We start from the raw sequence: 24,656 nt of genomic DNA, 5'->3' as shown, positions 1-24,656 counted from the left end.
TTTCAGAATCGGTGAGGATACCCGACAACGGGCCCGGGCCCCCAGGGGCCGCGACCGGCGTTACATGCGCGCCAGGACCGAGCCCCAGGTGAAACCGCCGCCCACGCCCTGCATCAGCACCAGGTGGCCCGGCTTGACCCGGCCGTCGCGGCGGGCCGCATCCAGGGCCAGCGGCACGCTGGCCGCCGAGGTATTGGCATGCGAATCGACGGTGATCACGACTTTTTCAGTCGGCACGTGCAGCTTGCGCGCCAGGAAATTCAGGATGCGGACGTTTGCCTGATGCGGCACCAACCAATCGAGCTCGGCGACGTCGACGCCCGCCTCGGCGCAGACATCGCGCGCGGAACGGTCGAGCACCGTGACCGCCTGCTTGAACACTGCCTGGCCGTCCATGCGCAGGAACGGGTCGCCGGTGACGTCGCCATAGGCCACATTGCCGGCCGCGCACAGGATCTTGGTCTGCGAGCCATCGGCATGCAATTGGGCCGCCAGGATGCCCGGCTGGCTTGCCGCCTTGAGCACCACCGCGCCGGCGCCGTCGCCGAACAGCACACAGGTGCCGCGGTCGTTCCAGTCGAGGATGCGCGAGAAGACTTCGGCGCCGATGACCAGCGCGCAGCGCGCCCGGCCGGCCCGCACGAACGCATCGGCCGTGCTGAGCGCATAGACGAAGCCGCTGCAGACGGCCTGCACGTCGAACGCCGCGCCGCCTTTCGCGCCCAGATTGGCCTGCACCAGGCAGGCCGTGCTGGGAAAGACGTAATCGGGCGTGGACGTGGCCACGATGATCAGGTCGACCTCGGAGGCCTGCACGCCGGCGTCGGCCAGCGCGCGCCGGGCCGCTTCGGTGGCCAGGGTGCTGGTGGTGACGCCGCGTTCGGCCAGGTGGCGCTGGCGGATGCCGGTGCGTTCGACGATCCATTCGTCGGACGTGGAGATATTGCGGGTGGCCAGCTCGGCGGCCAGTTCGTCGTTGGACACGACCCGCTCGGGCAGGAAGCTGCCCGAGCCGGCGATCACGGCATATGTCATTGCGGTACCCATCAAACGGTATCCCCGGCCGCCTCGGGCTCGCCGGCAGCGGCCTCGCCCAGTTGGACGCGCTGGGTGATCAGCGCCACGGCCTGGGCAGTGCGTTCTTGCAGTTTACTCACCACGGCCTCGCGTGCGCGCTGCAGGGCGAAGCCGTAGGCGTAGACGTCGGCCGAGCCGTGGCTTTTTATTACCACGCCGCGCAGGCCCAGCAGGGCCGCGCCGTTGTAGCGGCGGTTGTCGACGCGATTGCGCAGGCGGTTGAGCACCGGCTTGGCGATGGCGCCGGCCAGCAGCGTGACCAGGTTGCGCTTGAATTCTTCACGGATCACGCTGGACAGCATTTTCGCCAGGCCTTCGACCGACTTGAGCACCACGTTGCCGACGAAGCCGTCGCAGACCACCACGTCGACCGTGCCCTTGAAGATGTCGTTGCCTTCGACGTTGCCGCGGAAGTTCAGCGGGCTGCGGCGCAGCAGCTCGGCGGCCTCTTTGACGACTTCGTTGCCCTTGATGACTTCTTCGCCGATGTTCAGCAGCCCCACCGTGGGGTTGTCACGGTGGTCGACCGCCTGGGTCAGGGCCGTGCCCATGATGGCGAACTGCAGCAGGTGCTCGGCGGTGCAATCGACGTTGGCGCCCAGGTCGAGCACGGTCGTGGCGCGGCCGGTCTGGTTGGGAATGGACGTGGCGATGGCCGGGCGGTCGATGCCGTCCAGCGTTTTGAGCACATAGCGCGAGATGGCCATCCAGGCGCCGGTATTGCCCGCCGAGATGCAGGCGTCGGCGCGGCCGTCTTTGACCGCCTGGGCGGCCAGCCGCATGGAGGAATCTTTTTTGCGACGCAGGGCGACCTCGACCGGATCGTCCATGGAGACGACCTCGGTGGCCGGCACGATTTCAAGGCGATCGCGCGGGGCGGCCTTGTGCTCGGCCAGCGCCGCCTCGATGGCGTCGGGCAGGCCGACCAGCAACAGCCGGGAATCCGGGAATTGCCGGGCGAACTCGATCGCGGCCGGAATCGTGACGGGCAGGCCGAAATCGCCGCCCATGCAGTCGATGGCGATGCGTATCACGGGTGCAGGTCAGCGCTGCCGTGAATGCGAAAGACGAGTCCGCCGCGGCGTTATTCGTCGGCCTTGGTCTTCAGGATCTTGCGGCCACGATAGAAGCCGTTGGGGCTGATGTGATGGCGCAGATGGGTTTCGCCGGTGGTGGGCTCGATCGCGGTGGACGGGTTGCCCAGGAAATCGTGCGAGCGATGCATGCCACGCTTGGACGGGGACTTCTTGTTTTGTTGAACAGCCATGATGACTCCTAGAAACGGGCCGCATTGTACGCGATGCGGCCCGATGTTGACCTAATCTTTGCGCTTCAGTTGTTCGAGCACCGCGAAAGGCGACGGACGCCCGGCGGCGGGCGCCGGGGAGGCGTCGCCGTCTTCGGCCTGCGCGCCCGGGCATACGGGATGCCTGGGCACGTACGGGATGCTCAGGATGAGCTCGTCTTCGACCTGGGCCAACAGATCGAAACGATGCGAGCCCACCACCTTTTCGGGCAGCGAGTCCGCAAGATCCGGGTCTTGCGATTCAAGGGACAGGTCGTCGTCGAGCTCGTCTTCAGACTTGACCAACTGCAGTACTGTCCGGGAATCTACCGCATAAACAAACGGGGCATTGCAACGCTGGCACACCAGTACCGGATTGGCCCGCACATGCAAGTGCAAGAGCGGCTGGCCGGCGGCGATGCCGGTCTTGGCGGCGCCAGTTCCGGTTTCGCCGCGCACCGACCAGGCCACCAGCCCGGCTTCGCCGGCAGGCTGCTCTGGCAGGCCCTCGACCGCCCTGGCCAGCCGCACCAGGGGTACAGTACCCTGGACGCCGCCGCCCTGGCGAGCAAGCCCGAACGCATCCACGACAGCCGCATCGGCGGCCGCCGCATTGATGGAATGGGCGAGCTTAGGGTTGGGCACAGCCTGCAAAAATCCCGCAAAACGTTAGATAATACCGTGACTTACGTGTCATCGTCAAACTTTGTATGCCTCATCTGCCACACCGCCTGATCCTGGCCTCGAGCTCGCGCTACCGGCGCGAATTGCTGGCGCGCCTGCGCCTGCCGTTCGAGGCGATTTCCCCCGATATCGACGAAACCCCCGCCCCCGGCGAAGCCCCGGCCGACCTGGCGCTGCGGCTGTCCGTGGACAAGGCGCTGGCCATCGCCGGCCGGCATCCGGGCTGCATCGTGATCGGCTCCGACCAGGTCGCCACGGTCGACGGCCGGCCGATCGGCAAACCGGGCGATTTCCCGCGCGCCCAGGCCCAATTGCGGGAACTGGCCGGCCGCGCGGTGGAATTCCACAGCGCGCTGGCGGTTACCGACGGCAAGCGCGTCGAAAAGGCCGACGTGGTCACGCACTGCCGGTTCCGCCCCCTGTCCGAGGCCGCCATCGCGGCCTATCTGCGCGCCGAAGAACCCTACGATACTGCGGGCAGCGCGAAAGCGGAAAGCCTGGGCATCGCGCTGATGGAATCGATCCGCAGCGACGACCCCACGGCCATCATCGGCCTGCCCCTGATCGCCCTGACGGGCATGCTGGCCACGTTCGGCCTGGACCCCCTCGCGGGCAGCGCGGCATGAGCGGCACACTGCACCTGATTCCGGTCGGCCTGGGCGAGGCCGCGCCCGAGCGCTGGCTGCCCGCCGATGCGCGCGCCCTGGCAGGCACCCTGGACACCTACGTTGCCGAAAACGCCAAGACGGCGCGCGCCTTCCTGAAGCAGATCGGCACCGTGCGCCCCTTGCAGGAAATCACCATCCACACCCTCACGCCCAAGACCGACGCGCCCCAGATCCAGCAGTGGCTGGCGCCCGTGCAGCAGGGCCACGACCTGGGGCTGGTGTCCGAGGCCGGCTGCCCCGCCGTGGCCGATCCCGGCGCTACCGTGGTCGCCGCCGCGCACCGCCTGGGAATCACCGTGCGCCCGTGGGTAGGGCCGTCGTCCATCCTGCTGGGCCTGATGGCCAGCGGTCTGGACGGCCAGCGCTTCGCCTTCCATGGCTATGCGCCGGTCGACCCGGCCGAGCGGGCCAGGCAATTGCGCAGCTGGGAACAGCATTCGGCGCGCCACCACCAGACGCAGCTGCTGATCGAAACGCCCTACCGCAATGCCGCCATGTTCGCCACGCTGCTGGCCACGCTGCGCGGCGATACGCGCCTGTGCGTGGCCCGTTCGCTGACCACCGGCGATGAATGGGTGCGCACCCTTGCCATCGCCGACTGGAAGAACCGGCCCGCGCCCGAACTGGACAAGCGCCCCACCCTGTTTCTGTACCTGGCCGGGCGCCCATGACCGCCTTGCGCCGGCTCCGCCACCTTGCGGCCCTGGCCGCCGCGGCGCTGGTGCTGGGCGGCTGCGCAAGCCCCCCGCCCGGGCCGCCCCAGCTCGACATCGATGACTCGGTCACCGCGGTCAGCCAGGACAGCCGGGTGCGCTACATCGTGCTGCACTACACCTCGACGGACGGCCCGCTCTCGCTCAAGCTGCTGTCGCAGGGCGGCGTCAGCGCCCATTACCTGATTACCGACGATGTCCGCCCGCACACCTACCGGCTGGTCGACGAAACCCGCAGCGCCTGGCATGCCGGCGAAAGCCAATGGTACGAGCAGGCCTGGCTGAACCCGATGTCCATCGGGATAGAACTGGTCAATGCCGGCCGGACCGACCACGCGCATGGCGCGCCGGGCTGGCAACCGTATCCCGATACGCAGATCCGGGCGCTGGTGCTGCTGCTGCGCGACCTGATCGCGCGGCACCATGTGCACCCTGAAAACATCGTGGGGCACAGCGACATCGCGCCGCAGCGCAAGACCGATCCCGGCCCGCTGTTTCCCTGGAAGCAGTTGGCCGACGCCGGCATCGGACGCTGGTACGACGAGGCGCAGGCGGCCGCCAACTGGGTCACGCTGCAGCGCCAGGGCGTGCCGGATGCCGCCTGGTTCCAGCGGCAGCTGGCGCGGCTGGGCTACGCCTGCCCGCAGCACGGCAAGCTGGACCGCGCCACGCGCAATGTGATCGCGGCCTTCCAGATGCACTACCGGCCGGCCAACTACGACGGCCAGCCCGACGCGGAAACCGCGGCCATCATGATGGCCCTGTCGGCGGGCCCGGGGCACGGCGCCAAGCGCAACTGACCAGGCTACAGCTGGCGCGGCGCCCTCGCCGCGGCGCGCGCGCGCAGCATCGCCGCCACGCGCCAGCCCAGCAGCGCCGCCAGCACGGCCCCGTAGGCCAGAGGCTGCTGGAAATCGTGCTTGCCCGCCTTGTGCCACCACAAGTGCACGATGGCCAGGATGCCGATCAGGTACACGGCGCGATGCAGCGCCTGCCAGCGGCGCCCCATTTTGCGCATGGCCCATTGCGTGGATGTGACCGCCAGCGCAGCCATGCACACGAACGCCGCGAAACCCACGGTGATGAACGGCCGTTCGCCGATGTCCTGCAGCATCGAGGCCGGATCGAAGCCGCGGTCCCACCAGACCCACGCCATGAAATGCAGGCAGCCATAGAAAAAGGCGAACAGCCCGCAGGGCCGGCGCAGGCGCACCAGCGCGGGCTGGCCCAGCATGCGGCGCAGCGGCGTGATCGACAGGGTGGCCAACAGGCACACCAGCGTCCAGGTGCCCGACGAACGCGTCAGGAATTCCACCGGATTGGCGGTCAGGCCATCGGTGAAGCCCAGCCAGATCCAGCGCGCGAATGGCAACAGGCCGGCGATGAACAGCAGCGGCTTGAACCGCCCCACGGCCGCGGCCGACCATTGCGGACGGCGCGCGGCGGATGGCGGCGTGGCGGAGGAAGATCCCTGCATGCGGCGGCCCGGCGGCTCAGTAATTGGCCTTCAGGTCCATGCCCTGGTACAGGGATGCCACCTGGTCGGCATAGCCGTTGAACATCAGGGTCTTGCGCTTGGGAGTGAACAGGCCGTCCTCGCCGATGCGCCGTTCGGTGGCCTGGCTCCAGCGCGGATGCGGCACATCGGGATTCACATTGGCGTAGAAGCCGTATTCGTTGGCGGCGGCCTGCATCCATGAACTGGTGGGCTGGCGCTCGACCAGCCGGATGCGCACCAGCGACTTGGCCGACTTGAAGCCGTATTTCCAGGGCACGGCCAGGCGCAGCGGCGCGCCGTTCTGGTTGGGCAGCACCTTGCCATACAGGCCGAACACCAGCAGCGCCAGCGGATGCATGGCCTCGTCCAGCCGCAGGCCTTCGACGTAGGGCCAATCCAGCACCGGATAGCGCACGCCCGGCATGTTTTCGCGCTGCAGAACAGTGGTGAACTCGACGTACTTGGCGTTGCCGGTGGGCTCGACCTGCTTGAGCAGCGCCGACAGGGGATAGCCCACCCAGGGGATCACCATCGACCAGCCTTCCACACAGCGCAGCCGGTAGACGCGGTCTTCCATGGGAGCCAGCTTGAGCAGAGCATCGATGTCGAAGGTCTGCGGACGGCGCACCTCGCCTTCGACGACCACCGACCAGGGCCGGGTCTGCAGCTTGCCGGCGTATTCGGCCGGTTCGTCCTTGTCGACGCCGAACTCGTAGTAGTTGTTGTAGGTGCTGACGTCTTTGAACGAGGTCTGCTTGTCCATCACCGAGAACTGCGGGCTGGGGCGGCCCGCCAGCGGCGCCGCGTCCTGGGCGAATGCCTGGCGGGCGGCCCAGGACGGCAGGCCCGCCGCGGCGGCGGCCAGGCCGGCGCGGACGATCCATTCGCGGCGCGACAGCCAGACCGCCTCGGGGGTGATTTCGGATGGCGGCGGCACGTGGCCCGGCTTGCGTGACGGCATGACGGTTTCCTCCTGTTAGTGCCAGGTGTCAGGCACTTGGCGACACAGGGCAGCATCTCTTAGACGAACCACAGGCGGGAATATTCCCTGCCGCGCGCAAAATCAGGCGCCGGCCCGTGGCAGCAGCCATTCGCGCAGGGCGGCCACGCTGTCGACCACGGCCTGCGGCTGGCAGCCCAGCAGTTCCTGGGGACTGTGGGCGCCGTAGGCGACCCCCAGGCCGTGCACGCCGGCATTGCAGGCCATTTGCAGGTCGTGCGAGGTATCGCCCACCATGACCACCCCTTCGGGTTCGACCTCGAGCTCCTGCATGAGTTCGTGCAGCATGGCCGGATGCGGCTTGCTGAAAGTTTCGTCGGCCGTGCGGGTGGCCTGGAAGATGTCGCGCAGGCCAGTGGCGGCCAGCACCCGGTTCAGGCCGACCCGGCTCTTGCCGGTGGCCACCGCCAGGCGCACCTGCCGGCCGGCCAGGTCGCCCAGCAGGTCTTCGATGCCGTCGAACAGCCGCAGTTCGGGGTCGCGCAGCAGGTAATGGGTGCGATAGCGCTCGAGAAAGCGCGGCACCATGGCCTGGGTCAGCTCGGGCACGGCCCGGCGCAGCGCGCTTTCGAGCGACAGGCCGATCACCCAGCTGGCGGCCGAGACCGACGGGACGGGCAGGTCCAGGTCGCGGCAGGCCCCCTGGATGGCGGCCACGATGCCGTTCGTGGAATCCATCAGGGTTCCGTCCCAATCGAACACCACCAGCGAATAAGACATGTCTACAGGCTCTCCAACTGCAGCAGCAGGTTGCGGCAGGCCGCCGGCAATTCCGCCGTCAGCCGCAGGGGTTCTTGGGTAAGCGGGTGCGGCAGGGTCAACTGGTGCGCATGCAGGAACATGCGATTGAACCCCTGGCGCGCGAAGCAGGCGCGCGTTTCATCCGTCCCGTATTTATCGTCGCCCACGATGGGGAAGCCGCTGGCCGCCAGATGCACCCGGATTTGATGGGTGCGCCCGGTGCGCAGTTCGGCATCGACCAGACTGTAACCGCCCAGGCGTTGCTTCAGGGTGACAATGGTGTGCGCCGCCTGGCCGTCCGGATCGGGGCGCACGCGGCGCTCGCCCGACTGGGTGGTCCATTTGGTGAGAGCCAGGCGGATATGCTGGCGGTCGTTGACCCAGTCGCCCTCGACCAGGGCCAAGTAGTGCTTGTCGCCCTTGCCTTCGCGCAGCATGGCGTGCAGCGCCAGCAGCGCATTGCGCTTCTTGGCGATCATCAGCAGGCCCGAGGTTTCACGGTCGAGGCGGTGCGCCAGTTCAAGAAAGCGCGCCTGCGGGCGGGCGGCGCGCAATTGTTCGATGACCCCGAACGACACCCCGCTGCCGCCGTGCACGGCCACGCCGGCGGGCTTGTCCACCACCAGCAGGACATCGTCTTCGTACACCACCGGGAACTCGGCGCCGGGCACGGGCCGGGCCTCGCCCGGCGCCGGCAGGCGCAGCGGGGGCACGCGCACCACGTCGCCGGCCGCCACCCGGTAGTCGGCCTGGATGCGTCCCTTGTTTACCCGCACCTCGCCGCCCCGGATGGCCTTGTAGATATGGCTTTTGGGCACGCCCTTGCACAGCCGCACCAGGAAATTGTCGATGCGCTGGCCGTCGTGCTCGGCCCCGACCTCGACCAGGCGGACCGAGGGGGCGGAATGGGAGAAAAACGCGGTTTCTTTGCGCATTGCGGAAAGCGACATATAATCGGGACAGCCTTAAGGGGCTGAACAAAGCCGCCTGGCGTAGAGATGCAACATGTACGCGTCTCCGTCGAGCGCGCGGGCCGCCATTGTACTGCTGCCCGATCGTTCAGCTCCGGGGCCTCTCGGTCGCCGGCGCAACCGCGCCCTGCCGGATGGTGGTGTGGCACTGCATTTGCCCGCCGTCCTGACAGGTCCGTTGCCTGCCGCAAGCGGCTCTGAAGCACTGCAAGAATCGTCGCGTAATTAAAGCACCAGGTGCGCGCGGGCCGATCGCCGGCCGCACCTGCCGTTCACAGCAACCCTTTCCGTCAACCACACTTAGTGAAGCTGACCCCCCTGCTGACAGAACCGCGTGCCCCAGGGCACGACGTGCCCGCCTGACCGGCGGCGGCTACGCCTGGGCGTTGCGCCCGGCTGCCGTTTGACCTTCTTGCCCCGCTTCAGTCCGCAGCCCGAGTGGCCCAAGGTCACGCGCCGATATCGGCGCGTCATGACAACGGAGAACCCCACTCATGAAGCGCATGCTGTTCAATGCAACGCACCAGGAAGAACTGCGCGTTGCCATCGTCGATGGGCAGAAGCTCATCGACCTCGACATCGAAACCGCCGGCCGCGAACAGCGCAAAGGCAACATCTACAAAGGTGTCATCACCCGCATCGAACCCGGCCTGGAAGCCTGCTTCGTCAATTACGGCGAAGACCGGCACGGCTTCCTGCCGTTCAAGGAAGTGGCCCGCACCTACTTCAAAGAAGGCATAGACGTCCGCTCCGCCCGCATCCAGGACGCCCTGCGCGAAGGCCAGGAACTGATCGTCCAGGTCGAAAAAGAAGAGCGCGGCAACAAGGGCGCCGCCCTGACCACGTTCATCTCGCTGGCCGGCCGCTACCTGGTGCTGATGCCCAACAATCCGCGCGGCGGCGGCGTATCGCGCCGGGTCGAAGGCGAAGACCGCCAGGAACTGCGCGACACGATGGAGCAGCTGGAAGTGCCCCAGGGCATGAGCATCATCGCCCGCACCGCCGGCATCGGCCGCAACGTCGAAGAGCTCCAATGGGACCTGTCCTACCTGATGCAGCTCTGGACGGCCATCGACTCGGCCGCCCGCGACAATGCCGCGCCCATCCTCATCTACCTGGAATCCAGCCTGGTCATCCGGGCCATCCGCGACTACTTCTCGCCTGAAATCGGCGAGATCCTGATCGATACCGACGAAATCGCCGATCAGGCCACCGCGTTCATGAGCGTGGTGATGCCCGACAACGTGCAGCGCGTCAAACGCTACCGCGACGACATCCCGCTGTTTTCGCGCTTCCAGATCGAACACCAGATCGAAACCGCCTATTCGCGCACGGTGCAGCTGCCTTCGGGCGGCGCGGTGGTCATCGACCACACCGAGGCCCTGGTGGCGGTGGACGTCAACTCGGCGCGTTCCACGCGCGGCTCCGACATCGAAGAAACCGCGCTGCGCACCAACCTGGAAGCGGCCGACGAAGTGGCCCGCCAGCTGCGCCTGCGCGACCTGGGCGGCCTGATCGTGATCGATTTCATCGACATGGAAGACGGCAAGAACCAGCGCGCCGTCGAACAGCGCCTGCGCGATGCTCTGCATTTCGACCGCGCCCGCGTGCAGATGGGCAAGATCTCGCGCTTCGGCCTGATGGAACTGTCGCGCCAGCGCCTGCGTCCGGCCCTGAACGAAGGCTCGCACATCACCTGCCCGCGCTGCAACGGCACCGGCGTGATCCGCGACGCCGAATCCAGCGCCCTGCACGTGCTGCGCCTGCTGCAGGAAGAAGCCATGAAGGAAAACACCGCGGCGGTGCACGCCCAGGTGCCGGTCGACGTGGCCACCTTCCTGCTCAACGAAAAGCGCGCCGACATCGCCAAGATGGAAGCCCGCCTGAAGGTCAACCTGGTGCTGATTCCCAACAAGCACCTGGAAACCCCGCACCACCACATCGAACGCCTGCGCCACGACGACCCGCGCCTGGAAGAAGTGAAGACCAGCTTCGAACTGGCCGAGGCGCCGTCCACCGACATGGCCTGGGCGCCGCGCGACCAGGAAGTGAAGGCGCGCCCCGAAGCCCTGGTCAAGGGCATCACGCCCTCGCAGCCGGCCCCGGTGTCGACCGCCCCCGCGCCCACGGCAGCACCGGCCGCCTCGGGCGGTTTCGGCGGCCTGTTCAAGCGCCTGGTGGGCTGGCTGAGCGGCAGCGCCGAGCCGGCCGCCCCCGTCGCGGCCAAGGAAGAGCCCAAGCGCGGCGGCTCGCGCGCCAAGCGCAGCCATGACGGCCAGGAGCGCCGCGGCGAACGCCACGGCTCCGATCGCGGCCGCAACCGCCGCGGCGAGGGCCGTTCGGACACCGCCGAGGCCGACGGCGCGGCCCGCCACCACGTGCGCGGCAACCGCCGCCAGGAAGAACGCGCCGAACGCCCCCCCCGCGCCGAGCGCGAAGCTGCCCGCCCCGAGCGCGCGCTGGCTGACGAAACGGCCGCCGCCGATGACACCGCTTCGCGCAGCAATCGCGGCCGCCGTGGCCGCGGCCGCAACCGCCGCGACGACAGCGCCCAGCAAGACGCGCCGATGAGCGAACAGGAAAGCATGGTCGCCGCGCTGGCGGAAACCGTGGCTTCCGCCCTGCCCGCCGCCCAGGGTCCGGCGATCGCCGCCGCCCTGACCGAGCAGGCCGAGGCCGCCACCGACGCCGCGCCGGCCGCCGATGCAAGCGATGCCGACAACGCTGAAGGCACGGGCGATCCGGAACGCAAGCGCCGCCGCCGCCGCAGCCGCCGCGGCCGCCGCAGCCAGGACGACCAGGCCCTGCAGGGCGCCGAAGAGCAAGGCGACGACCAGGAACAGCCGGCCGAAGGCCAGGCCGCCGTAGAGGCCGCGCCGGCCGCCGCCGAGCCGGCGCCCAGCCTGTCCGACGTGTCCAATGCCGCAGCCGTGGCGCAGGGCATGCCGGAAGTCGCGGTGCCCGCCCCGCAGACGCCGGCCGAGGCTCCTGCCGAACAGCCCGCGGCGCCCGCCGTGATGGCGGCCGAGCCGCCGGCGGAACCGGCCCCGGCCGCCGCGCCGCAAGCCCCGGCCGAGGCTGTCGAGGCCGCACCGGCTGAGCCCGTGGCCGCCGCCCCGTCGCCGGCTGAGGCCGCGCCCCAGGCCGAACCGGCTCCTGCCCCTGTCGTCGAACAACCGGCCGCGGCCCAGGAACCGGCGCCCGTCGCCGCCGCCCTCGCGGAACCCGCGCCGGCCGCTCCCCAGCCCATCGTGGTGCCGCCGGCCGCGCCTGCCCAGGCCCTGCAAGACGTGGTCAGCGCAGCCGGGCTGAAGTGGGTGGAAACCGACCCCGAGCGCCATGCGCAGACGCAGCAGCGCATTGCCGCCAGCCATGTGCCGGCGCGCCTGGGCCGCGAGCGCAAGCCCGTGGCGCCGGTCTCCAATGTGCCGCTGGTGCAGGTGGAAACCCAGCGCCACTAAGCGGCGCGGCCGCCAGGCCACGTGAAAACGCCGGCAGCAATGCCGGCGTTTTTTTTGCTGCCGCCCCGCGGTAGACTGGCCCCGTTCCAGCGCGGGCCCGCCCGCCCCCTTCAACGGAGCCCCGCATGACAGACCGGCTGCTTGCCGAAGGCCGCGATGCCTATCGGCACTTCACCCCCATCACCACACGCTGGATGGACAACGACGTCTACGGCCACGTCAACAACGTGGTCTATTACTCGTGGTTCGATACGGCGGTAAACGGCCTGCTGATCGCCGAAGGCATCGCGGGCGCCGATTCGCCCGAGGCCATCGGCCTGGTGGTCGGCACACAATGCCAGTACTACGAGCCGGTATCGTTTCCCGCGCCGGTGGAAATCGGCCTGCGGGTGCTCAAGCTGGGCACCAGCAGCGTCACCTATCGGCTGGGGGTGTTCACGGCGCAGCGTCCCGACAGCCACGCCAGCGGCGTGTTCACGCACGTCTACGTCGACCCGCATTCGCGCCGGCCGGTGGCCATCCCGGCGCGCCATCGCGAGCGGCTGGCGCGCTATTGCACGCCATCCTGAGCCCGCAAAGCAAAAGGCCGGAAGCATGCTTCCGGCCTTTTTGCGTGGGGCCTGCCGGCCCGCGCACGGCTTAGAACTGGTACGTATACGTCAGCTGCAGGACGTCGAGGCCCGGGTTGGGACGCTTGATGCTGGCATTGGAAAAATGCGAATAGCGCAGGCCCAGGCGATTGTTGGGCGTCACCAGGAAACCCATGCCGATGTGATCGCCAAACTGAAACGCCGTACTGATGTTCTCGTCGGCGAATCTGGTGTGGGTGAAGGCGGTGGCGCCGATGCCGGCTTCGACGTAGAAGCGTTCGCTCATCCACCAGCGGAACATCGGGATGGCATTGAATTGCCAGACATGGCTGGGCGAACGCGAGCCGTTGGCCGTCCAGTAGGCCACGCCGAATTCGCCGGTGAGATCCACGCGGCCCCAATTGCCGTCGGATTTGTACAGCTGCAGGCCGGGGGTTTCGTACACCAGTTCGGTACGCTGGTAGTGGTCGCCCACGCCATAGTGCAGGCCGATGCCGCCCTGGGTGGCTTCCTGGGCCTGCGCCGTGCATACCAGGCCGGCCAGCGACAAGGCGGCCAGCGCCGAACGGGTGATTTTATTATTGAGATTCAGCATGAATGCTCCTGTGTTTTTTACGCGCCAGTAAACATATCAGAAATTCCGCCGCCCTCGCCGCCGCCTGTATAAGCCAGGCAACAGTCCGGCGGAAAAATCCGACATCCGGTGGTGAAAACCAGGTGGATTCCAGTGCAATATGGAAATATCGCACCGGGAAAACCATGTATCAGGCGGTGACGACGTCGGCCGGCTGGTCGGTCAGCAGGGCCAGCAGGCGGGCGATTTCTTCGCGCAGCTGGCGCCGGTCGACCACCATGTCGATGGCCCCCTTCTGCAGCAGGAACTCGGCGCGCTGGAAGCCTTCGGGCAGCTTCTCGCGCACGGTCTGCTCGATGACGCGCGGGCCGGCGAAGCCGATCAGGGCCTTGGGCTCGGCGATGACCACGTCTCCCATGAAGGCAAAGCTGGCCGACACCCCGCCCATGGTGGGGTCGGTAAGCACGCTGATGAACGGCAGCCCGTGCGCCGACAGGCGGGTCAGCATGGCGTTGGTCTTGGCCATTTGCATCAGCGACAGCAGGCTTTCCTGCATGCGGGCGCCGCCCGAGGCCGCCACGCAGATGAACGGGGTTTTGTTGTCCAGGGCCACCTGGGCGCCACGCGCGAAGCGTTCGCCCACCACCGAGCCCATCGAGCCGCCCATGAATTCGAACTCGAAGCAGGCCACCACCGCGGGCACCCCGCGGATCGAGCCGCTCATGACCACCAGCGCGTCGGTTTCGCCGGTTTGTTTCATGGCTTCCTGGACGCGCTCGGGATACTTGCGCGTGTCCTTGAATTTCAGCGAATCGACCGAACGCGTGTTCTGGCCGATTTCGACCCGGCCCTCGACATCGAGCAGCGAGTCGATGCGGGCGCGCGAGCCGATGCGCATGTGGTGGTCGCACTTGGGACACACATGCAGGTTGGCCGCCAGGTCTTCGCTGTACAGCACGGACTCGCAGGACGGGCATTTGACCCACAGGCCTTCAGGCACGCGCCGGGCGCCGCTGTCGCTGGTTTTGTTGATGCGGGGCGGCAGGAGTTTTTCGATCCAGCTCATTGTCTTTTTCCGTTAAGAGGCGGCGCGCGGCGGCTTCAGGCCGGCGGGTTGCCTCGTTTGATTTGGTCGAGCGCCTGCCGGATGCCGCCCAGCCACTGGCTGGCGGCGGCCACGGCGGCCTCGGTCTGCTTGCCGGCGGGCGCGGCGGCAACCGCCTGTTCGAGGGTTTCGATGAGCTTGCTGCCGATGACCACGGCGTCGGCGGCGCGCGCGATGTTCTGCGCGCTGGCCGCGTCGCGGATGCCGAAGCCCACCCCCACCGGGATGCTGACGTGGCGCCGGATGAGCGCCACGCGCGCCGCCACGTCGTCGGTGTTCAGGCTGCCCGAGCCAGTGACGCCCTTGAGCGACACATAGTAGACATAGCCGCGCGCGATGCGGGCGACGGCCTGGATGCGGGCATCGGTGGACGTAGGCGCCAGCAGGAAAATGGGGGCGATGCCGCAGGTTTCGAGCTGCCCGGCGAAGGCATCGACTTCTTCGGGCGGGTAGTCGACCACCAGCACGCCATCGACGCCGGCCTGTTGGGCGGCCTGGGCAAACGCCTGCTGGCCCATGCATTCGATGGGATTGGCGTAGCCCATCAGCACCACCGGCGTGGCGGTGTCGTCGCGGCGGAACTGGGCGACCAGTTCGAGCACGCGGCGCAGGCCCACGCCCTGGGCGATGGCGCGCTCGGCGGCGCGCTGGATGACCGGGCCGTCGGCCATGGGATCGGAAAACGGCACGCCCAGTTCGATGATGTCGGCGCCGGCCTGCACCAGCGCGTGCATGAGCGGCACGGTGGCCTGCGGCGAGGGGTCGCCGGCGGCGATGTAGGGAATCAGCGCGGCCGAGCGGCCGGATTCGGCCACGCGGGAAAACGCCGCGGCGATACGATCGGTTTGGGTCGTCATGGTGTCAGAACTGGATGCCGGCGCGTTCGGCGACGGTATGCATGTCTTTGTCGCCACGGCCCGACAAATTGACCAGGATGATGGTGTCTTGCGGCAGCGTGGGCGCCATTTTGACGGCCTGCGCAATGGCATGCGAAGACTCGAGCGCCGGCATGATGCCTTCGATGCGGCAGCAGTCGTGGAACGCGGCCAGCGCCTCGTCGTCGGTGATGCCCACGTACTGGGCGCGCCCGCTGTCTTTCAGCCAGGCGTGCTCGGGCCCCACGCCGGGGTAGTCGAGCCCGGCCGACACCGAATGGGTTTCCTGGACCTGGCCGTCGGCGTTCTGCATGACATAGGTGCGGTTGCCGTGCAGCACGCCGACCTGGCCGGCGGCCAGCGACGCCGCGTGGCGGCCGCTGTCCAGCCCTTCGCCGGCGGCTTCCACGCCCACCAGCCGGACGTTTTCATAGGGAATGTACGGGTAGAAAATGCCCATGGCATTCGAGCCGCCGCCCACCGAGGCCAGCACGTAGTCGGGCTGGCGGCCGGCGTCTTGCGGCATCTGCGCCAGGCATTCGTTGCCGATGACGGTCTGGAAGTCGCGCACCATGCGCGGGTAGGGATCGGGGCCGGCCACCGTGCCGATGATGTAGAAGGTGTTTTCGATATTGGTGACCCAGTCGCGCATGGCTTCGTTCAGGGCGTCTTTCAGGGTGCGCGAGCCGGACTCGACCGGCACCACCGTGGCGCCCAGCAGCTTCATGCGGTACACATTGGAAGCCTGGCGCCGGACGTCTTCGCTGCCCATGTAGACCACGCATTCCATGCCATAGCGGGCCGCCACCGTGGCGGTGGCCACGCCGTGCTGGCCGGCGCCGGTTTCGGCGATGACGCGCGGCTTGCCCATGTGGCGGGCCAGCAGGGCCTGGCCGATGCAGTTGTTGACCTTGTGCGCGCCGGTGTGGTTGAGGTCTTCGCGCTTGAACCAGATCTGCGCGCCGCCCAGCTCGCGCGACCAGCGGGCCGCGTGGTAGACGGGGCTGGGGCGCCCCACGAAGTGCTTGAGTTCGTAGTTGAAGGTTTCGACGAACTTGGGGTCGAGACGGCAGTGGTCGTAGGCCGCGCGCAGCTCATCGAGCGCGTGCATCAGCGTTTCGGCCACGAACACGCCGCCATACTGGCCGAAATGGCCCTGGGCATCCGGGAGGTCGTAAGGTTTCACCAGTTTCTCCTGGGCTGGCGGCAAACGCACCGTTCGCCGCGAAGCCCGCTTCGCAACCCGCCATTTTACCCGAGCGGACGGGTGGCCAGCCTATGCCAGCGACTGACCGAGGCGGCGCAGGAATTTCTCGCAGGCCGCCAGCTGATCCAGCGCCACGTATTCGTCGGGCTTGTGCGCCTGCTCGATGTGCCCCGGGCCGCACACCACCGTGGGCACGCCCAGGCCCTGGAACAGCCCCGCCTCGGTGCCGTAGGCCACTTTGCGGGTGGCCCGGTCGTCGGTCAGGGCCCGCGCCAGCTGCGTAATGGCCGCCTCTTCCGAGGCGTCCAGGCCCGGCGCCCTGGCGCCGGACTGGATGTCGATGCGGGCGCCCTCGAACTCGGCCCGCATGGCCGGCAGCAGGGTTTCCTGCACGTAGCGCTCGACCTGGGCCTGGATTTCGTCGGCCGGCATGCCCGGCAGGTTGCGGAACTCGTACGAGAACTCGCAGCGCTCGGGAATGGTGTTGACGGCGATGCCGCCCTGGATCAGGTTGGTGGTCAGGGTGGAATACGGCACGTCGTAGAACTCGTCGTAGGGGCCCTGCGCCTTGAATGTATCGGCCAGCTCGCGGATGCGGCAGATCAGGCGGGCCGCGTACTCGATGGCATTGCAGCCGCGCGGAGTCAGCGACGAGTGCGCCGCCTTGCCCTGCACGCAGCAGCGGAACAGGTTGATGCCCTTGTGCGCCACGACCACCTGCATGCCGGTGGGCTCGCCCACCACACAGCCGTCGGGCCGGATGCCGCGCTCGCGCAGCTCGGCCAGCATCACCGGCGCGCCGACGCAGCCGACTTCTTCGTCGTACGAGAACGCCAGGTGAATGGGCTTCTTGCGCGGCATGGCCAGGTATTCGGGCACCAGCGCCAGCGAGGCGGCGATGAAGCCTTTCATGTCGCAGGTGCCGCGGCCGTACAGCCGCCCGTCGGCCTCGGCCAGCGCGAACGGGTCGGTGGACCAGGCCTGGCCGTCGACCGGCACGACGTCGGTATGGCCCGACAGGACGATGCCGCCCTGCTCGCCGCCGTCGCTGGCCGGCAGCGTGGCGAACAGGTTGGCCTTGCTGCCATCGGCGTTGTGCGCCAGCCAGGCCTGCACGCCCTGGGCCTTGAGGCTGTCCCGCACGGTTTCGATCAGGCCCAGGTTCGAGTTGCGGCTGGTGGTATCGATGCCGACCAGCGTTTGCAGCCAGGTACGCGTATCCATGTGACGATTCTCGACAGGGTAAAACACCGAGTGTAGGACAGAACCGCCGGCCGCCGCGCCTGGCGGGCCGGGCCGGGGGCACCGCGTCAGTGGCGCACCGCGGAAGTGACGCCCGGCACCTCGGACAGCGCCGCCAGCGCCTTGCCCAGCGACTCGCCGCCGCGCACTTCGACCGTGAAGATCATGTGCGCCAGCGACTGGCGGCTTTGGGTATTGACGCCCACCACGTTCAGGCGCTGGCGGGCGAAGACTTCGGACAGGTCCCGCAGCAGGCCGGAGCGGTCGTGCGCATGCACGCTGATATCAACCGGGTAAAAAGTTTCGGAAGTTTTGCCCCAGGCCACGTCGATGACCCGTTCCGGCTCGCGCGCGGCCAGCGCCTGGTAGCTGCGGCAGCCGGTGCGGTGGATGGACACGCCGCGGCCGCGGGTGACGAAGCCGGCGATCTCGTCGGGCGGCGCCGGCCGGCAGCAGCGCGCCAGCTGGGTCAGCAGCGACCCCACCCCCACTACCAGCACCCCGCTCTTGCCGCTGCGCGCGGCGCTGTCGGCGCTGTGCGCATTGGCCAGGGCGGCCGCCTCGGGTTCGGGTTCGGGAGCCGGCTGCTGGAAAACACTGTCGATCTGGCGCAGGCTGAATTCGTCTTTGGCGGCCGCCACGTACAGATCGTCGGCCCGCGCGAAGCCCAGGCTTTGCGCCAGCTGCTCGAGATTGACGGCGGTCTTGCCCAGCCGCTGCAGTTCTTTTTCGATCAGCGCCTGGCCGGTGGTGATGCGCTGCTGCAGCTCGATGGCGTTGAACCACATGCGCACCTTGGCGCGCGCCCGCGGGCTGGCCAGGAAACCCAGCTGCGGATTGAGCCAGTCGCGCGACGGGCCGCCCGACTTGGCGGCGATGATCTCGACTGTCTGGCCGGTGGCCAGGCGGGTCTGCAGCGGCACCATCTGGCCGTCGACGCGGGCGCCGCGGCAGCGGTGTCCCAGGTCGGTATGCAGGTGGTAGGCGAAATCGACCGGCGTGGCGCCCGCCGGCAGCTCGATGACGCGGGCCTGCGGCGTCAGCACGTAGATGCGTTCGTCGCGCGGCGCGCCGGCCGGCGCAGCCGCCCCGCCCGCTTCCATGTCGGTGTTCCAGGCCAGCAGCTGGCGCATCCAGGACAGCTGGCGGTCGTACTCGCTGGAGGCGGCCACCTGCCCGCCCTTGGCGCCGGCTTCTTTGTAGCGCCAGTGCGCGGCCATGCCGTATTCGGCGAACTGGTGCATGCCGCGCGTGCGGATCTGCACCTCGAACGGCCGGCCGTCGTCGTCGGCCACCACCGTATGCAGTGAGCGATAGCCGTTGGGCTTGGGGCGCGAGATGTAGTCGTCGAACTCGTCGGGCATCGGCGTCCACATGTCGTGCACCATGCCCAGCGCGGTGTAGCAATCGCGCACGTCGTCGACGATGACGCGCAGTGCGCGCAGGTCGTACAGCTGCGAGAACTCGAGCCCCTTCAGGCGCATTTTGTTCCAGATGCTGTAGATGTGCTTGGGCCGGCCGCTGACCTCGGCGTGGATTCCGGCCCTGGCCAGCGCCGCCTGCACGCGCTCGATGGCGCCGGCAATGAAGGCTTCGCGCTCGACCCGCTTTTCTTCGAGCAGGCGCGCAATCTGCTTGTAGCGGTCGGGTTCCAGGAAGCGGAAGGCCAGGTCTTCCATTTCCCACTTGATTTGCCAGATGCCCAGCCGGTTGGCCAGCGGCGCGTACAGGTCCAGCGTTTCCTGGGCGAAGGCCGGCGTGCACGGGGTCTTGGATTCGGCGTGCCAGCGCAGCGTCTGCAGGCGCGACGCCAGGCGCATCAGCACGATGCGCAGGTCGGCCGCCATGGCCAGCAGCATCTTGCGCTGCATTTCTTTCTGGTCGCCGCTGTCGGCTTCGCTGTCGCTGGCGTGGCGCGCCACCATGCCCAGCCGCAGCAGCGCGCGCGCGCCCTGCACCAGGCGGGCGACCTCGGCGCCGAACTCGGCGGCGATCGGGTCATTGCGCAGCGGCGGGGCGGGCTGGGACAGGTCGGTGGGCAGCACCGCCAGCAAGGCGGCGATGCGGACCGCGACGTCGGTTTGCAGGCCCGCCAGGATGCGTACGGCGCCGGCGGCATGGCGCGCCAGGGACTCGCCGGTGGCCGTGTGCTGGCCGGCGAACCGGGGCATGGCCCAGGCCACCGCCCGCTCGATGCGCGCCAGCGCGTCGGGTTCGAGGCCGGCCCCGGCAGTCTGGCGCCAGGCGTCGTCGAACGGCGAAGACGCATCGGTATCGGGGATCACAGACATCGCGAACGAAACGGGCCGGCAAGTAAGCAGAATTTTCCTACACTCTACACTAAGCGCAAGCGCCGCGACGCCCGCGCGGCGGGCATGATCAAGGAACACAGAGTTATGTTGCGATGGCTGAGAGGCCGGGGGGCAGCCGCCTCGGCGGTGGCCCAGGTGCAGGCCCGCATCGAGCCCGAGGTGTGGGCCCGGGTGCTGCGGGCGCACCCCTTCCTGGCGGTGCTGGACGCGGCCGAAAGCAGCCAGCTGCAGGCACGCGCAGCCTGGCTGCTGGCCAGCAAGAACCTCAACGGCGCGCGCGGCCTGGCGCCCGATGACTTCATGCGCCTGTCGATCGCCGCCCAGGCGGCGCTGCCCATCCTGAACCTGCCGCCCACCCTGTACGAAGGCTGGGACGAGATCATCGTGTACCCCGAAGGCTTCTCGATCCCGCGCGTGCAGCAGGACGAGGCGGGCGTGGTGCACGAATACGACGAGGCCGCCGCGGGCGAAGCCTGGGACGGCGGCCCGGTGATCCTGTCGTGGGCCGACGCGCTGCCCAGCGGCACCGCCTTCAATGTCGTCATCCACGAATTTGCCCATAAACTGGATCTTTCCTCGGGCCATGCCGACGGCATGCCCGACCTGGGCGCCCACCCTGGCCTGGCGCCGCGCACCTGGCGGCGCGTGCTGGACGACAGCCTGGACCGCTTCATCGCCGCGCTCGACGCGATCGAGGCGGCGATTCCGCCCGATATGGATCCCGAAAGCGAGGCCGCCGACGCCTGGTATGGCCAATTGCCGCTGGACCCCTATGCGGCGTCCGACGAAGCGGAGTTCTTCGCCGTCAGTTCGGAGCACTTTTTTGTCGATCCGGCGCCGCTGGCCCAGGCGCTGCCCGAATGGTATGGGCTGCTGCAGGCTTATTACCGGCAGGATCCCCTGGCGCGCCTGGCACGGCCGGCCGGACAGAGGCCGGCATGAAGCGCCTGCTGATCGTGTGGCATTCGCGTACCGGCGCGGCCCGGCAGATGGCGCGCGCGCTGGTGCGCGGGGCGCGCCAGGCGGGCATTGCGCTGGAACTGGCCGACCGATTGCATGTAACCTTGCGCCGCGCCCGGCTGGTCGAGCCCGCCGACCTGCTGGCCGCCGACGGCTACCTGTTCTGCGCGCCCGAGAACCTGGCCGGCCTGAGCGGCGAGATGAAAGAATGCTTCGACCGCTGCTACTACGGGGCCCTGGACCGGATCGAGGGCCGGCCCTATGCGCTGGCGATCAGCGCCGGCACCGATGGGGCCGGCGCGGCCCGCCAGGCTGAACGCATCTGCACCGGCTGGCGGCTGCGCGCCGCGGCTCCCGCCCTGATCGAACGCAACGGCGCCCAGACGCCGCAAGCCATCCTGGCGCCCAAGACCGTGCCGGCCGCCGCGCTGCGGCGCTGCGAAGAACTGGGCGGGCTGCTGGCGGCCACCCTGCTGGCCGGCGAAGAATGACGCTATAGCCTGCCGGTAAGCAGCATCACGATCAGGATGATCACCACCAGGCCCAGCAGGCCGCTTGGGTAGTACCCCCAGCCGCGGCTGTACGGCCAGCTTGGAAAGGCCCCGATCAGCAGCAGGATCAGGATGATCAGCAGGATAGTACCCATGGCGCGCTCCTTGTGATTGTCGGGGCGGCCACCCAAGCCGCCGCCCGGCCTTCCGCAAGCGGCGTGCCTGGCGGGGGCCCTTGCATCAGCCGGCGGCGGCCGTCACCACGATCTCGACCTTGAAATCCGGGTTGGCCAGGCGCGCTTCCACGGTGGCGCGCGGCGGCGCATTGCCGGGAGCCACCCAGGCGTCCCAGGCCTGGTTCATGGCGTCGAACTCTTTCATGTTGGCCACGAAGATCTGGGCCATCAGGATCTTGCTCTTGTCGCTGCCGGCCTCGGCCAGCAGGCGGTCGATGGTGGCCAGGACCTGGCGGGTCTGGCCGGCCATGTCCAGCGAGGCGTCGTCGGGCACCTGCCCGGCCAGATAGGCCACGCCGTTGTATACGGCCATGTCCGACAGCCGTTTTTCCACATTGACGCGCTTGATGCTGCTCATCAGAAATCCCCTGAGAGAATGGTTGGCAAAGAAAGAAACGGGCCGGCCGCGTCAGGCCGGCGGCAACTGGAACACCTGGCGCAGGTAGGCCAGGTAGGCGGGATCGTCGCACATGGTCTTCTCGGGCGCATCCGACACCTTGGCCACGGGCTGGCCATTGCAGCGGACCATCTTCATCACGATCTGCAGCGGCTCGTGGCCCAGGTCGTTGGTAAGGTTGGTGCCGATGCCGAACGACACCTTGCAGCGGCCGGCAAACTGCCTGGCCAGTTCGATGGCGCGCGGGAAAGTGAGTGAATCCGAGAACACCAGGGTCTTGGCGCGCGGGTCGACGCGGTTGCTGCGATAGTGATCCAGCAGCCGTTCGCCCCACACGAACGGGTCGCCCGAATCATGGCGCGCGCCGTCGAACAGCTTGCAGAAATACATATCGAAATCGCGCAGGAAGGCGTCCATGCCGTACACATCGGACAGCGCGATGCCCAGGTCGCCGCGGTATTCCTTGGCCCAGACTTCCAGCGCGAACACCTGCGAGTCGCGCAGCCGCGGCCCCAGCGCCTGGCAGGCCTGCAGGTATTCGTGGCCCATCGTGCCCAGCGGCAGCACGTTATGCCGCATCGCCAGCAGCACGTTGCTGGTGCCGGCGAAATGCACGCCCATCTGGGCCTTCATGGTCGACACGATTTCTTCGTGCCACAGCTTCGAGAAACGCCGCCGCGTGCCGTATTCGGCCACGCGGAACTCGGCCAGCGCGGGGTCGTCGAGCACCAGGTGCATCTTCGACTGCAGGCGCTGGCGGCCTTCTTCCCAGTCGGGATGGCGGCGCGTATTGCGGAAATAGACCTCGTTGACAATGGCCAGCACCGGGATCTCGAACAGAATCGTGTGCAGCCAGGGGCCGGTCACCGTAATGGCGATCTCGCCGGCCTGCTCGCCCTCGCCGATGGAAATGCAGCGCTCGGGCAAATGGAACAGCCCCAGGAAATCGACGAAATCACTTTTGATAAAACGCAAACTGCCCAGGTACTGCAGTTCTTCTTCGGTGAAACGCAACTGGCACAATGCGTGCACTTCGGCACGGATCTCATCCAGATAGGGCCGCAGGTTCACCCCCGGGGTGCGGCACTTGTAGCGATATTCGACCTGCGCAGCGGGAAAGTGATGCAGCACCACCTGCATCATGCTGAACTTGTACAGGTCGGTGTCGAGCAGCGAAGTAATTATCATGATGGCGCGGTTCGGGCGCGGTTCGTTTCGTCACACCATAGCATAAGCAACCCGCCGTCCCGGCCCGGCCACAGCACTACCCCGGCCAGGGTTATGGTCGCCCCGCACCGCCGCATTGGGTAAAATCCTGCAAAGGTTAAAAAAGCTGTTGCTTGTCTGCGGAGTTCCTGAATGACCCACGTCGTTACCGAAAACTGTATCAAATGCAAGTACACCGATTGCGTCGACGTGTGCCCCGTGGACTGTTTCCGTGAAGGTCCGAACTTCCTGGTCATCGATCCCGACGAATGCATCGATTGCGCGGTCTGCATCCCCGAATGCCCGGCCAACGCCATTTACGCCGAAGAAGACGTGCCCCAGGACCAGGTCCAGTTCATCGCCCTGAACGCCGAACTGACCCCCGAATTCGCCCCCATCAGCCGCGCCAAGAAGCCGCTGCCCGACGCCGACGAATGGAACGGCGTGCAAGACAAGCTGCAACACCTGGAAAAATAGGCCGGCCCTGGCGCGCCGCCTGCCGCCGCGCCCGCCCTGCTTAACTGATGACCGATTCCAAGTACACGCGCCAGACCGTCACCCAAGTCCACACCTGGGTCCCGGGCAAGCTGTTCTCGGTGCGCACCACCCGCGACCCGGCGTTCCAGTTCCAGGCCGGGCAATTCGCCCGCGTGGGGCTGCCGGCCGCCGACGCCCCCGATGCGCCGCCCACCGTATGGCGCGCCTATTCCATGGTGTCGGCGCCGCACGAAGACGGGCTGGAGTTCTATTCCATCGTCGTGCCCGAGGGGCTGTTCAGCCCGCGGCTGGCCCTGCTGCAGCCGGGCGACGCCCTCTACATCGAGAAAAACCCCTTCGGCTTCCTGACCATCGACCGCTTCGCGCCCGGCGGCGACCTGTGGCTGCTGGCCACCGGCACGGGGCTGTCGGCCTACCTGTCCATCCTGCGCGACCCGGCCACCTGGCAGACCTTCCGGCGCATCATCCTGGTGCACGGCGTGCGCACGGCCAGCGAGCTGGCCTACCGCGACGAAATCCAGCAGTGGCGCCACCAGCCGGCCTACGCCCGGCACTTCCAGCAAGACCCGCGCAAGCTGGTGTACCTGCCCATTGCCACCCGGGAAGCTCTGCCCGGCGCGCCCCAGGAACGGCTTACCACGCTCATCGCCGACGGCCGCCTCGAGCAGCTGGCCGGCGCGGCCCTCGACCCGCAGCAGTCCAAGATCATGCTGTGCGGCAATCCGGCCATGCTTTCCGACGCCCGCAAACTGCTTTCGGGGCGGGGCTTCGCCCCTGGCCGGCGCGGCATCCCGGGCAATCTGGCCGTCGAAAACTACTGGTAAACCCGGCCAGGCGCCCCCGGCTGGTCGCTTTTTCACAACAA

The 24,656-nt window shown here is 68.1% G+C and carries 26 protein-coding genes; 9 read left to right on the top strand and 17 right to left on the bottom strand.

All coding sequences use genetic code 11. From position 1 onward, the window contains the following. Positions 1 to 60 precede the first annotated feature (60 nt). The 4 genes from J2P76_RS08600 to J2P76_RS08585 are packed head-to-tail and all read right to left on the bottom strand — an operon-like array spanning position 61 to position 3,007. Complete coding sequence (locus J2P76_RS08600; RefSeq protein ID WP_207406300.1) at positions 61 to 1,047, bottom strand: beta-ketoacyl-ACP synthase III; 987 nt, start codon at positions 1,045 to 1,047, stop codon at positions 61 to 63. Next, entirely contained in the window at positions 1,047 to 2,111 is a 1,065-nt protein-coding gene (plsX, locus tag J2P76_RS08595; RefSeq protein ID WP_207406298.1) for a phosphate acyltransferase PlsX, read from the bottom strand. The genes J2P76_RS08600 and plsX overlap by 1 nt, the downstream gene beginning before the upstream one ends. A gap of 50 nt (positions 2,112 to 2,161) precedes the next feature. Then, the gene (gene rpmF / locus J2P76_RS08590; protein WP_207406296.1) at positions 2,162 to 2,344 is read right to left on the bottom strand and encodes a 50S ribosomal protein L32; all 183 of its coding nucleotides are present in this window, start codon (positions 2,342 to 2,344) and stop codon (positions 2,162 to 2,164) included. Between the two features lie 51 nt (positions 2,345 to 2,395). Continuing rightward, positions 2,396 to 3,007 carry a YceD family protein gene (locus tag J2P76_RS08585; protein ID WP_207406294.1) on the bottom strand — a complete coding sequence of 204 codons (612 nt, stop codon included), beginning with the start codon at positions 3,005 to 3,007 and terminating at the stop codon, positions 2,396 to 2,398. A gap of 65 nt (positions 3,008 to 3,072) precedes the next feature. Here J2P76_RS08585 and J2P76_RS08580 point away from each other — a divergent pair, with 65 nt between their 5' ends. The 3 genes from J2P76_RS08580 to J2P76_RS08570 are packed head-to-tail and all read left to right on the top strand — an operon-like array spanning position 3,073 to position 5,227. Further along, positions 3,073 to 3,672 (top strand): Maf family nucleotide pyrophosphatase, encoded by a 600-nt coding sequence (locus J2P76_RS08580; protein WP_207406292.1) that lies wholly within the window; start codon positions 3,073 to 3,075, stop codon positions 3,670 to 3,672. Then, positions 3,669 to 4,385 (top strand): SAM-dependent methyltransferase, encoded by a 717-nt coding sequence (locus J2P76_RS08575; protein WP_207406290.1) that lies wholly within the window; start codon positions 3,669 to 3,671, stop codon positions 4,383 to 4,385. The genes J2P76_RS08580 and J2P76_RS08575 overlap by 4 nt, the downstream gene beginning before the upstream one ends. Beyond that, complete coding sequence (locus tag J2P76_RS08570) at positions 4,382 to 5,227, top strand: N-acetylmuramoyl-L-alanine amidase (protein ID WP_207406288.1); 846 nt, start codon at positions 4,382 to 4,384, stop codon at positions 5,225 to 5,227. The genes J2P76_RS08575 and J2P76_RS08570 overlap by 4 nt, the downstream gene beginning before the upstream one ends. A 5-nt stretch (positions 5,228 to 5,232) precedes the next feature. Here J2P76_RS08570 and msrQ read toward each other — a convergent pair whose 3' ends face one another. The 4 genes from msrQ to J2P76_RS08550 form a co-directional block, all read right to left on the bottom strand. After that, the gene (gene msrQ / locus J2P76_RS08565) at positions 5,233 to 5,904 is read right to left on the bottom strand and encodes a protein-methionine-sulfoxide reductase heme-binding subunit MsrQ (RefSeq protein WP_207406286.1); all 672 of its coding nucleotides are present in this window, start codon (positions 5,902 to 5,904) and stop codon (positions 5,233 to 5,235) included. 16 nt (positions 5,905 to 5,920) lie between these two features. Beyond that, positions 5,921 to 6,886, bottom strand: a complete 966-nt coding sequence (msrP, locus tag J2P76_RS08560; RefSeq protein ID WP_207406284.1) for a protein-methionine-sulfoxide reductase catalytic subunit MsrP — start codon at positions 6,884 to 6,886, stop codon at positions 5,921 to 5,923. 102 nt (positions 6,887 to 6,988) lie between these two features. Further along, entirely contained in the window at positions 6,989 to 7,645 is a 657-nt protein-coding gene (locus J2P76_RS08555) for an HAD family hydrolase (protein WP_207406275.1), read from the bottom strand. 2 nt (positions 7,646 to 7,647) lie between these two features. After that, positions 7,648 to 8,616: an RluA family pseudouridine synthase gene (locus tag J2P76_RS08550; RefSeq protein ID WP_207406273.1), complete on the bottom strand. Its 969-nt coding sequence runs from the start codon at positions 8,614 to 8,616 to the stop codon at positions 7,648 to 7,650. Positions 8,617 to 9,131: 515 nt separating this feature from the next. Here J2P76_RS08550 and J2P76_RS08545 point away from each other — a divergent pair. Then, positions 9,132 to 12,098 (top strand): Rne/Rng family ribonuclease, encoded by a 2,967-nt coding sequence (locus J2P76_RS08545; protein ID WP_207406271.1) that lies wholly within the window; start codon positions 9,132 to 9,134, stop codon positions 12,096 to 12,098. Positions 12,099 to 12,223: 125 nt separating this feature from the next. Beyond that, positions 12,224 to 12,667, top strand: coding sequence for an acyl-CoA thioesterase (locus J2P76_RS08540; RefSeq protein WP_207406263.1), 444 nt, complete (start codon positions 12,224 to 12,226; stop codon positions 12,665 to 12,667). 70 nt (positions 12,668 to 12,737) lie between these two features. Here J2P76_RS08540 and J2P76_RS08535 read toward each other — a convergent pair whose 3' ends face one another. From J2P76_RS08535 to J2P76_RS08510, 6 genes are all read right to left on the bottom strand, one after another. Then, entirely contained in the window at positions 12,738 to 13,283 is a 546-nt protein-coding gene (locus J2P76_RS08535) for an acyloxyacyl hydrolase (protein WP_207406261.1), read from the bottom strand. 169 nt (positions 13,284 to 13,452) lie between these two features. Next, positions 13,453 to 14,328 (bottom strand): acetyl-CoA carboxylase, carboxyltransferase subunit beta, encoded by an 876-nt coding sequence (gene accD, locus J2P76_RS08530; RefSeq protein ID WP_207406259.1) that lies wholly within the window; start codon positions 14,326 to 14,328, stop codon positions 13,453 to 13,455. A 35-nt stretch (positions 14,329 to 14,363) separates the two neighbouring features. Then, entirely contained in the window at positions 14,364 to 15,224 is an 861-nt protein-coding gene (gene trpA, locus J2P76_RS08525) for a tryptophan synthase subunit alpha (RefSeq protein ID WP_207406257.1), read from the bottom strand. A gap of 4 nt (positions 15,225 to 15,228) precedes the next feature. After that, a complete protein-coding gene (gene trpB, locus J2P76_RS08520; protein WP_207406255.1) occupies positions 15,229 to 16,428 on the bottom strand; it encodes a tryptophan synthase subunit beta in 1,200 nt (399 codons plus the stop codon). Between the two features lie 90 nt (positions 16,429 to 16,518). Then, a complete protein-coding gene (argE, locus tag J2P76_RS08515) occupies positions 16,519 to 17,673 on the bottom strand; it encodes an acetylornithine deacetylase (protein ID WP_207406254.1) in 1,155 nt (384 codons plus the stop codon). An 86-nt stretch (positions 17,674 to 17,759) separates the two neighbouring features. Then, positions 17,760 to 19,982, bottom strand: coding sequence for a RelA/SpoT family protein (locus J2P76_RS08510; protein WP_207406252.1), 2,223 nt, complete (start codon positions 19,980 to 19,982; stop codon positions 17,760 to 17,762). A gap of 105 nt (positions 19,983 to 20,087) precedes the next feature. Here J2P76_RS08510 and J2P76_RS08505 point away from each other — a divergent pair, with 105 nt between their 5' ends. Then, positions 20,088 to 20,945, top strand: coding sequence for a zinc-dependent peptidase (locus tag J2P76_RS08505; protein WP_207406250.1), 858 nt, complete (start codon positions 20,088 to 20,090; stop codon positions 20,943 to 20,945). Continuing rightward, positions 20,942 to 21,454 carry a flavodoxin family protein gene (locus tag J2P76_RS08500; protein WP_207406248.1) on the top strand — a complete coding sequence of 171 codons (513 nt, stop codon included), beginning with the start codon at positions 20,942 to 20,944 and terminating at the stop codon, positions 21,452 to 21,454. Before J2P76_RS08505 ends, J2P76_RS08500 begins: the two co-directional genes overlap by 4 nt. 2 nt (positions 21,455 to 21,456) lie before the next feature. Here the strand turns inward: J2P76_RS08500 and J2P76_RS08495 are convergent, their stop codons facing one another. The 3 genes from J2P76_RS08495 to pncB form a co-directional block, all read right to left on the bottom strand. Then, positions 21,457 to 21,609: a DUF3309 domain-containing protein gene (locus J2P76_RS08495; protein ID WP_207406238.1), complete on the bottom strand. Its 153-nt coding sequence runs from the start codon at positions 21,607 to 21,609 to the stop codon at positions 21,457 to 21,459. Positions 21,610 to 21,694: 85 nt separating this feature from the next. Continuing rightward, positions 21,695 to 22,048: a RidA family protein gene (locus J2P76_RS08490; RefSeq protein ID WP_207406236.1), complete on the bottom strand. Its 354-nt coding sequence runs from the start codon at positions 22,046 to 22,048 to the stop codon at positions 21,695 to 21,697. Positions 22,049 to 22,099: 51 nt separating this feature from the next. Next, positions 22,100 to 23,275, bottom strand: coding sequence for a nicotinate phosphoribosyltransferase (pncB, locus tag J2P76_RS08485; protein WP_207406228.1), 1,176 nt, complete (start codon positions 23,273 to 23,275; stop codon positions 22,100 to 22,102). A 171-nt stretch (positions 23,276 to 23,446) separates the two neighbouring features. Here pncB and fdxA point away from each other — a divergent pair, with 171 nt between their 5' ends. Together fdxA and J2P76_RS08475 are read left to right on the top strand one after the other, a co-directional pair. Continuing rightward, positions 23,447 to 23,770: a ferredoxin FdxA gene (gene fdxA / locus J2P76_RS08480; RefSeq protein WP_207406226.1), complete on the top strand. Its 324-nt coding sequence runs from the start codon at positions 23,447 to 23,449 to the stop codon at positions 23,768 to 23,770. 47 nt (positions 23,771 to 23,817) lie between these two features. Beyond that, positions 23,818 to 24,615, top strand: coding sequence for a ferredoxin--NADP reductase (locus tag J2P76_RS08475; protein WP_207406224.1), 798 nt, complete (start codon positions 23,818 to 23,820; stop codon positions 24,613 to 24,615). Positions 24,616 to 24,656: the final 41 nt, after the last annotated feature.

Source organism: Bordetella petrii (assembly GCF_017356245.1).
In the GTDB taxonomy this organism is placed as follows: Bacteria; Pseudomonadota; Gammaproteobacteria; order Burkholderiales; family Burkholderiaceae_B; genus Bordetella_A; species Bordetella_A petrii_D.
The sequence above is the reverse complement of the archived record's forward strand: the minus strand, read 5'-3'. Positions and strand labels throughout refer to the sequence as shown.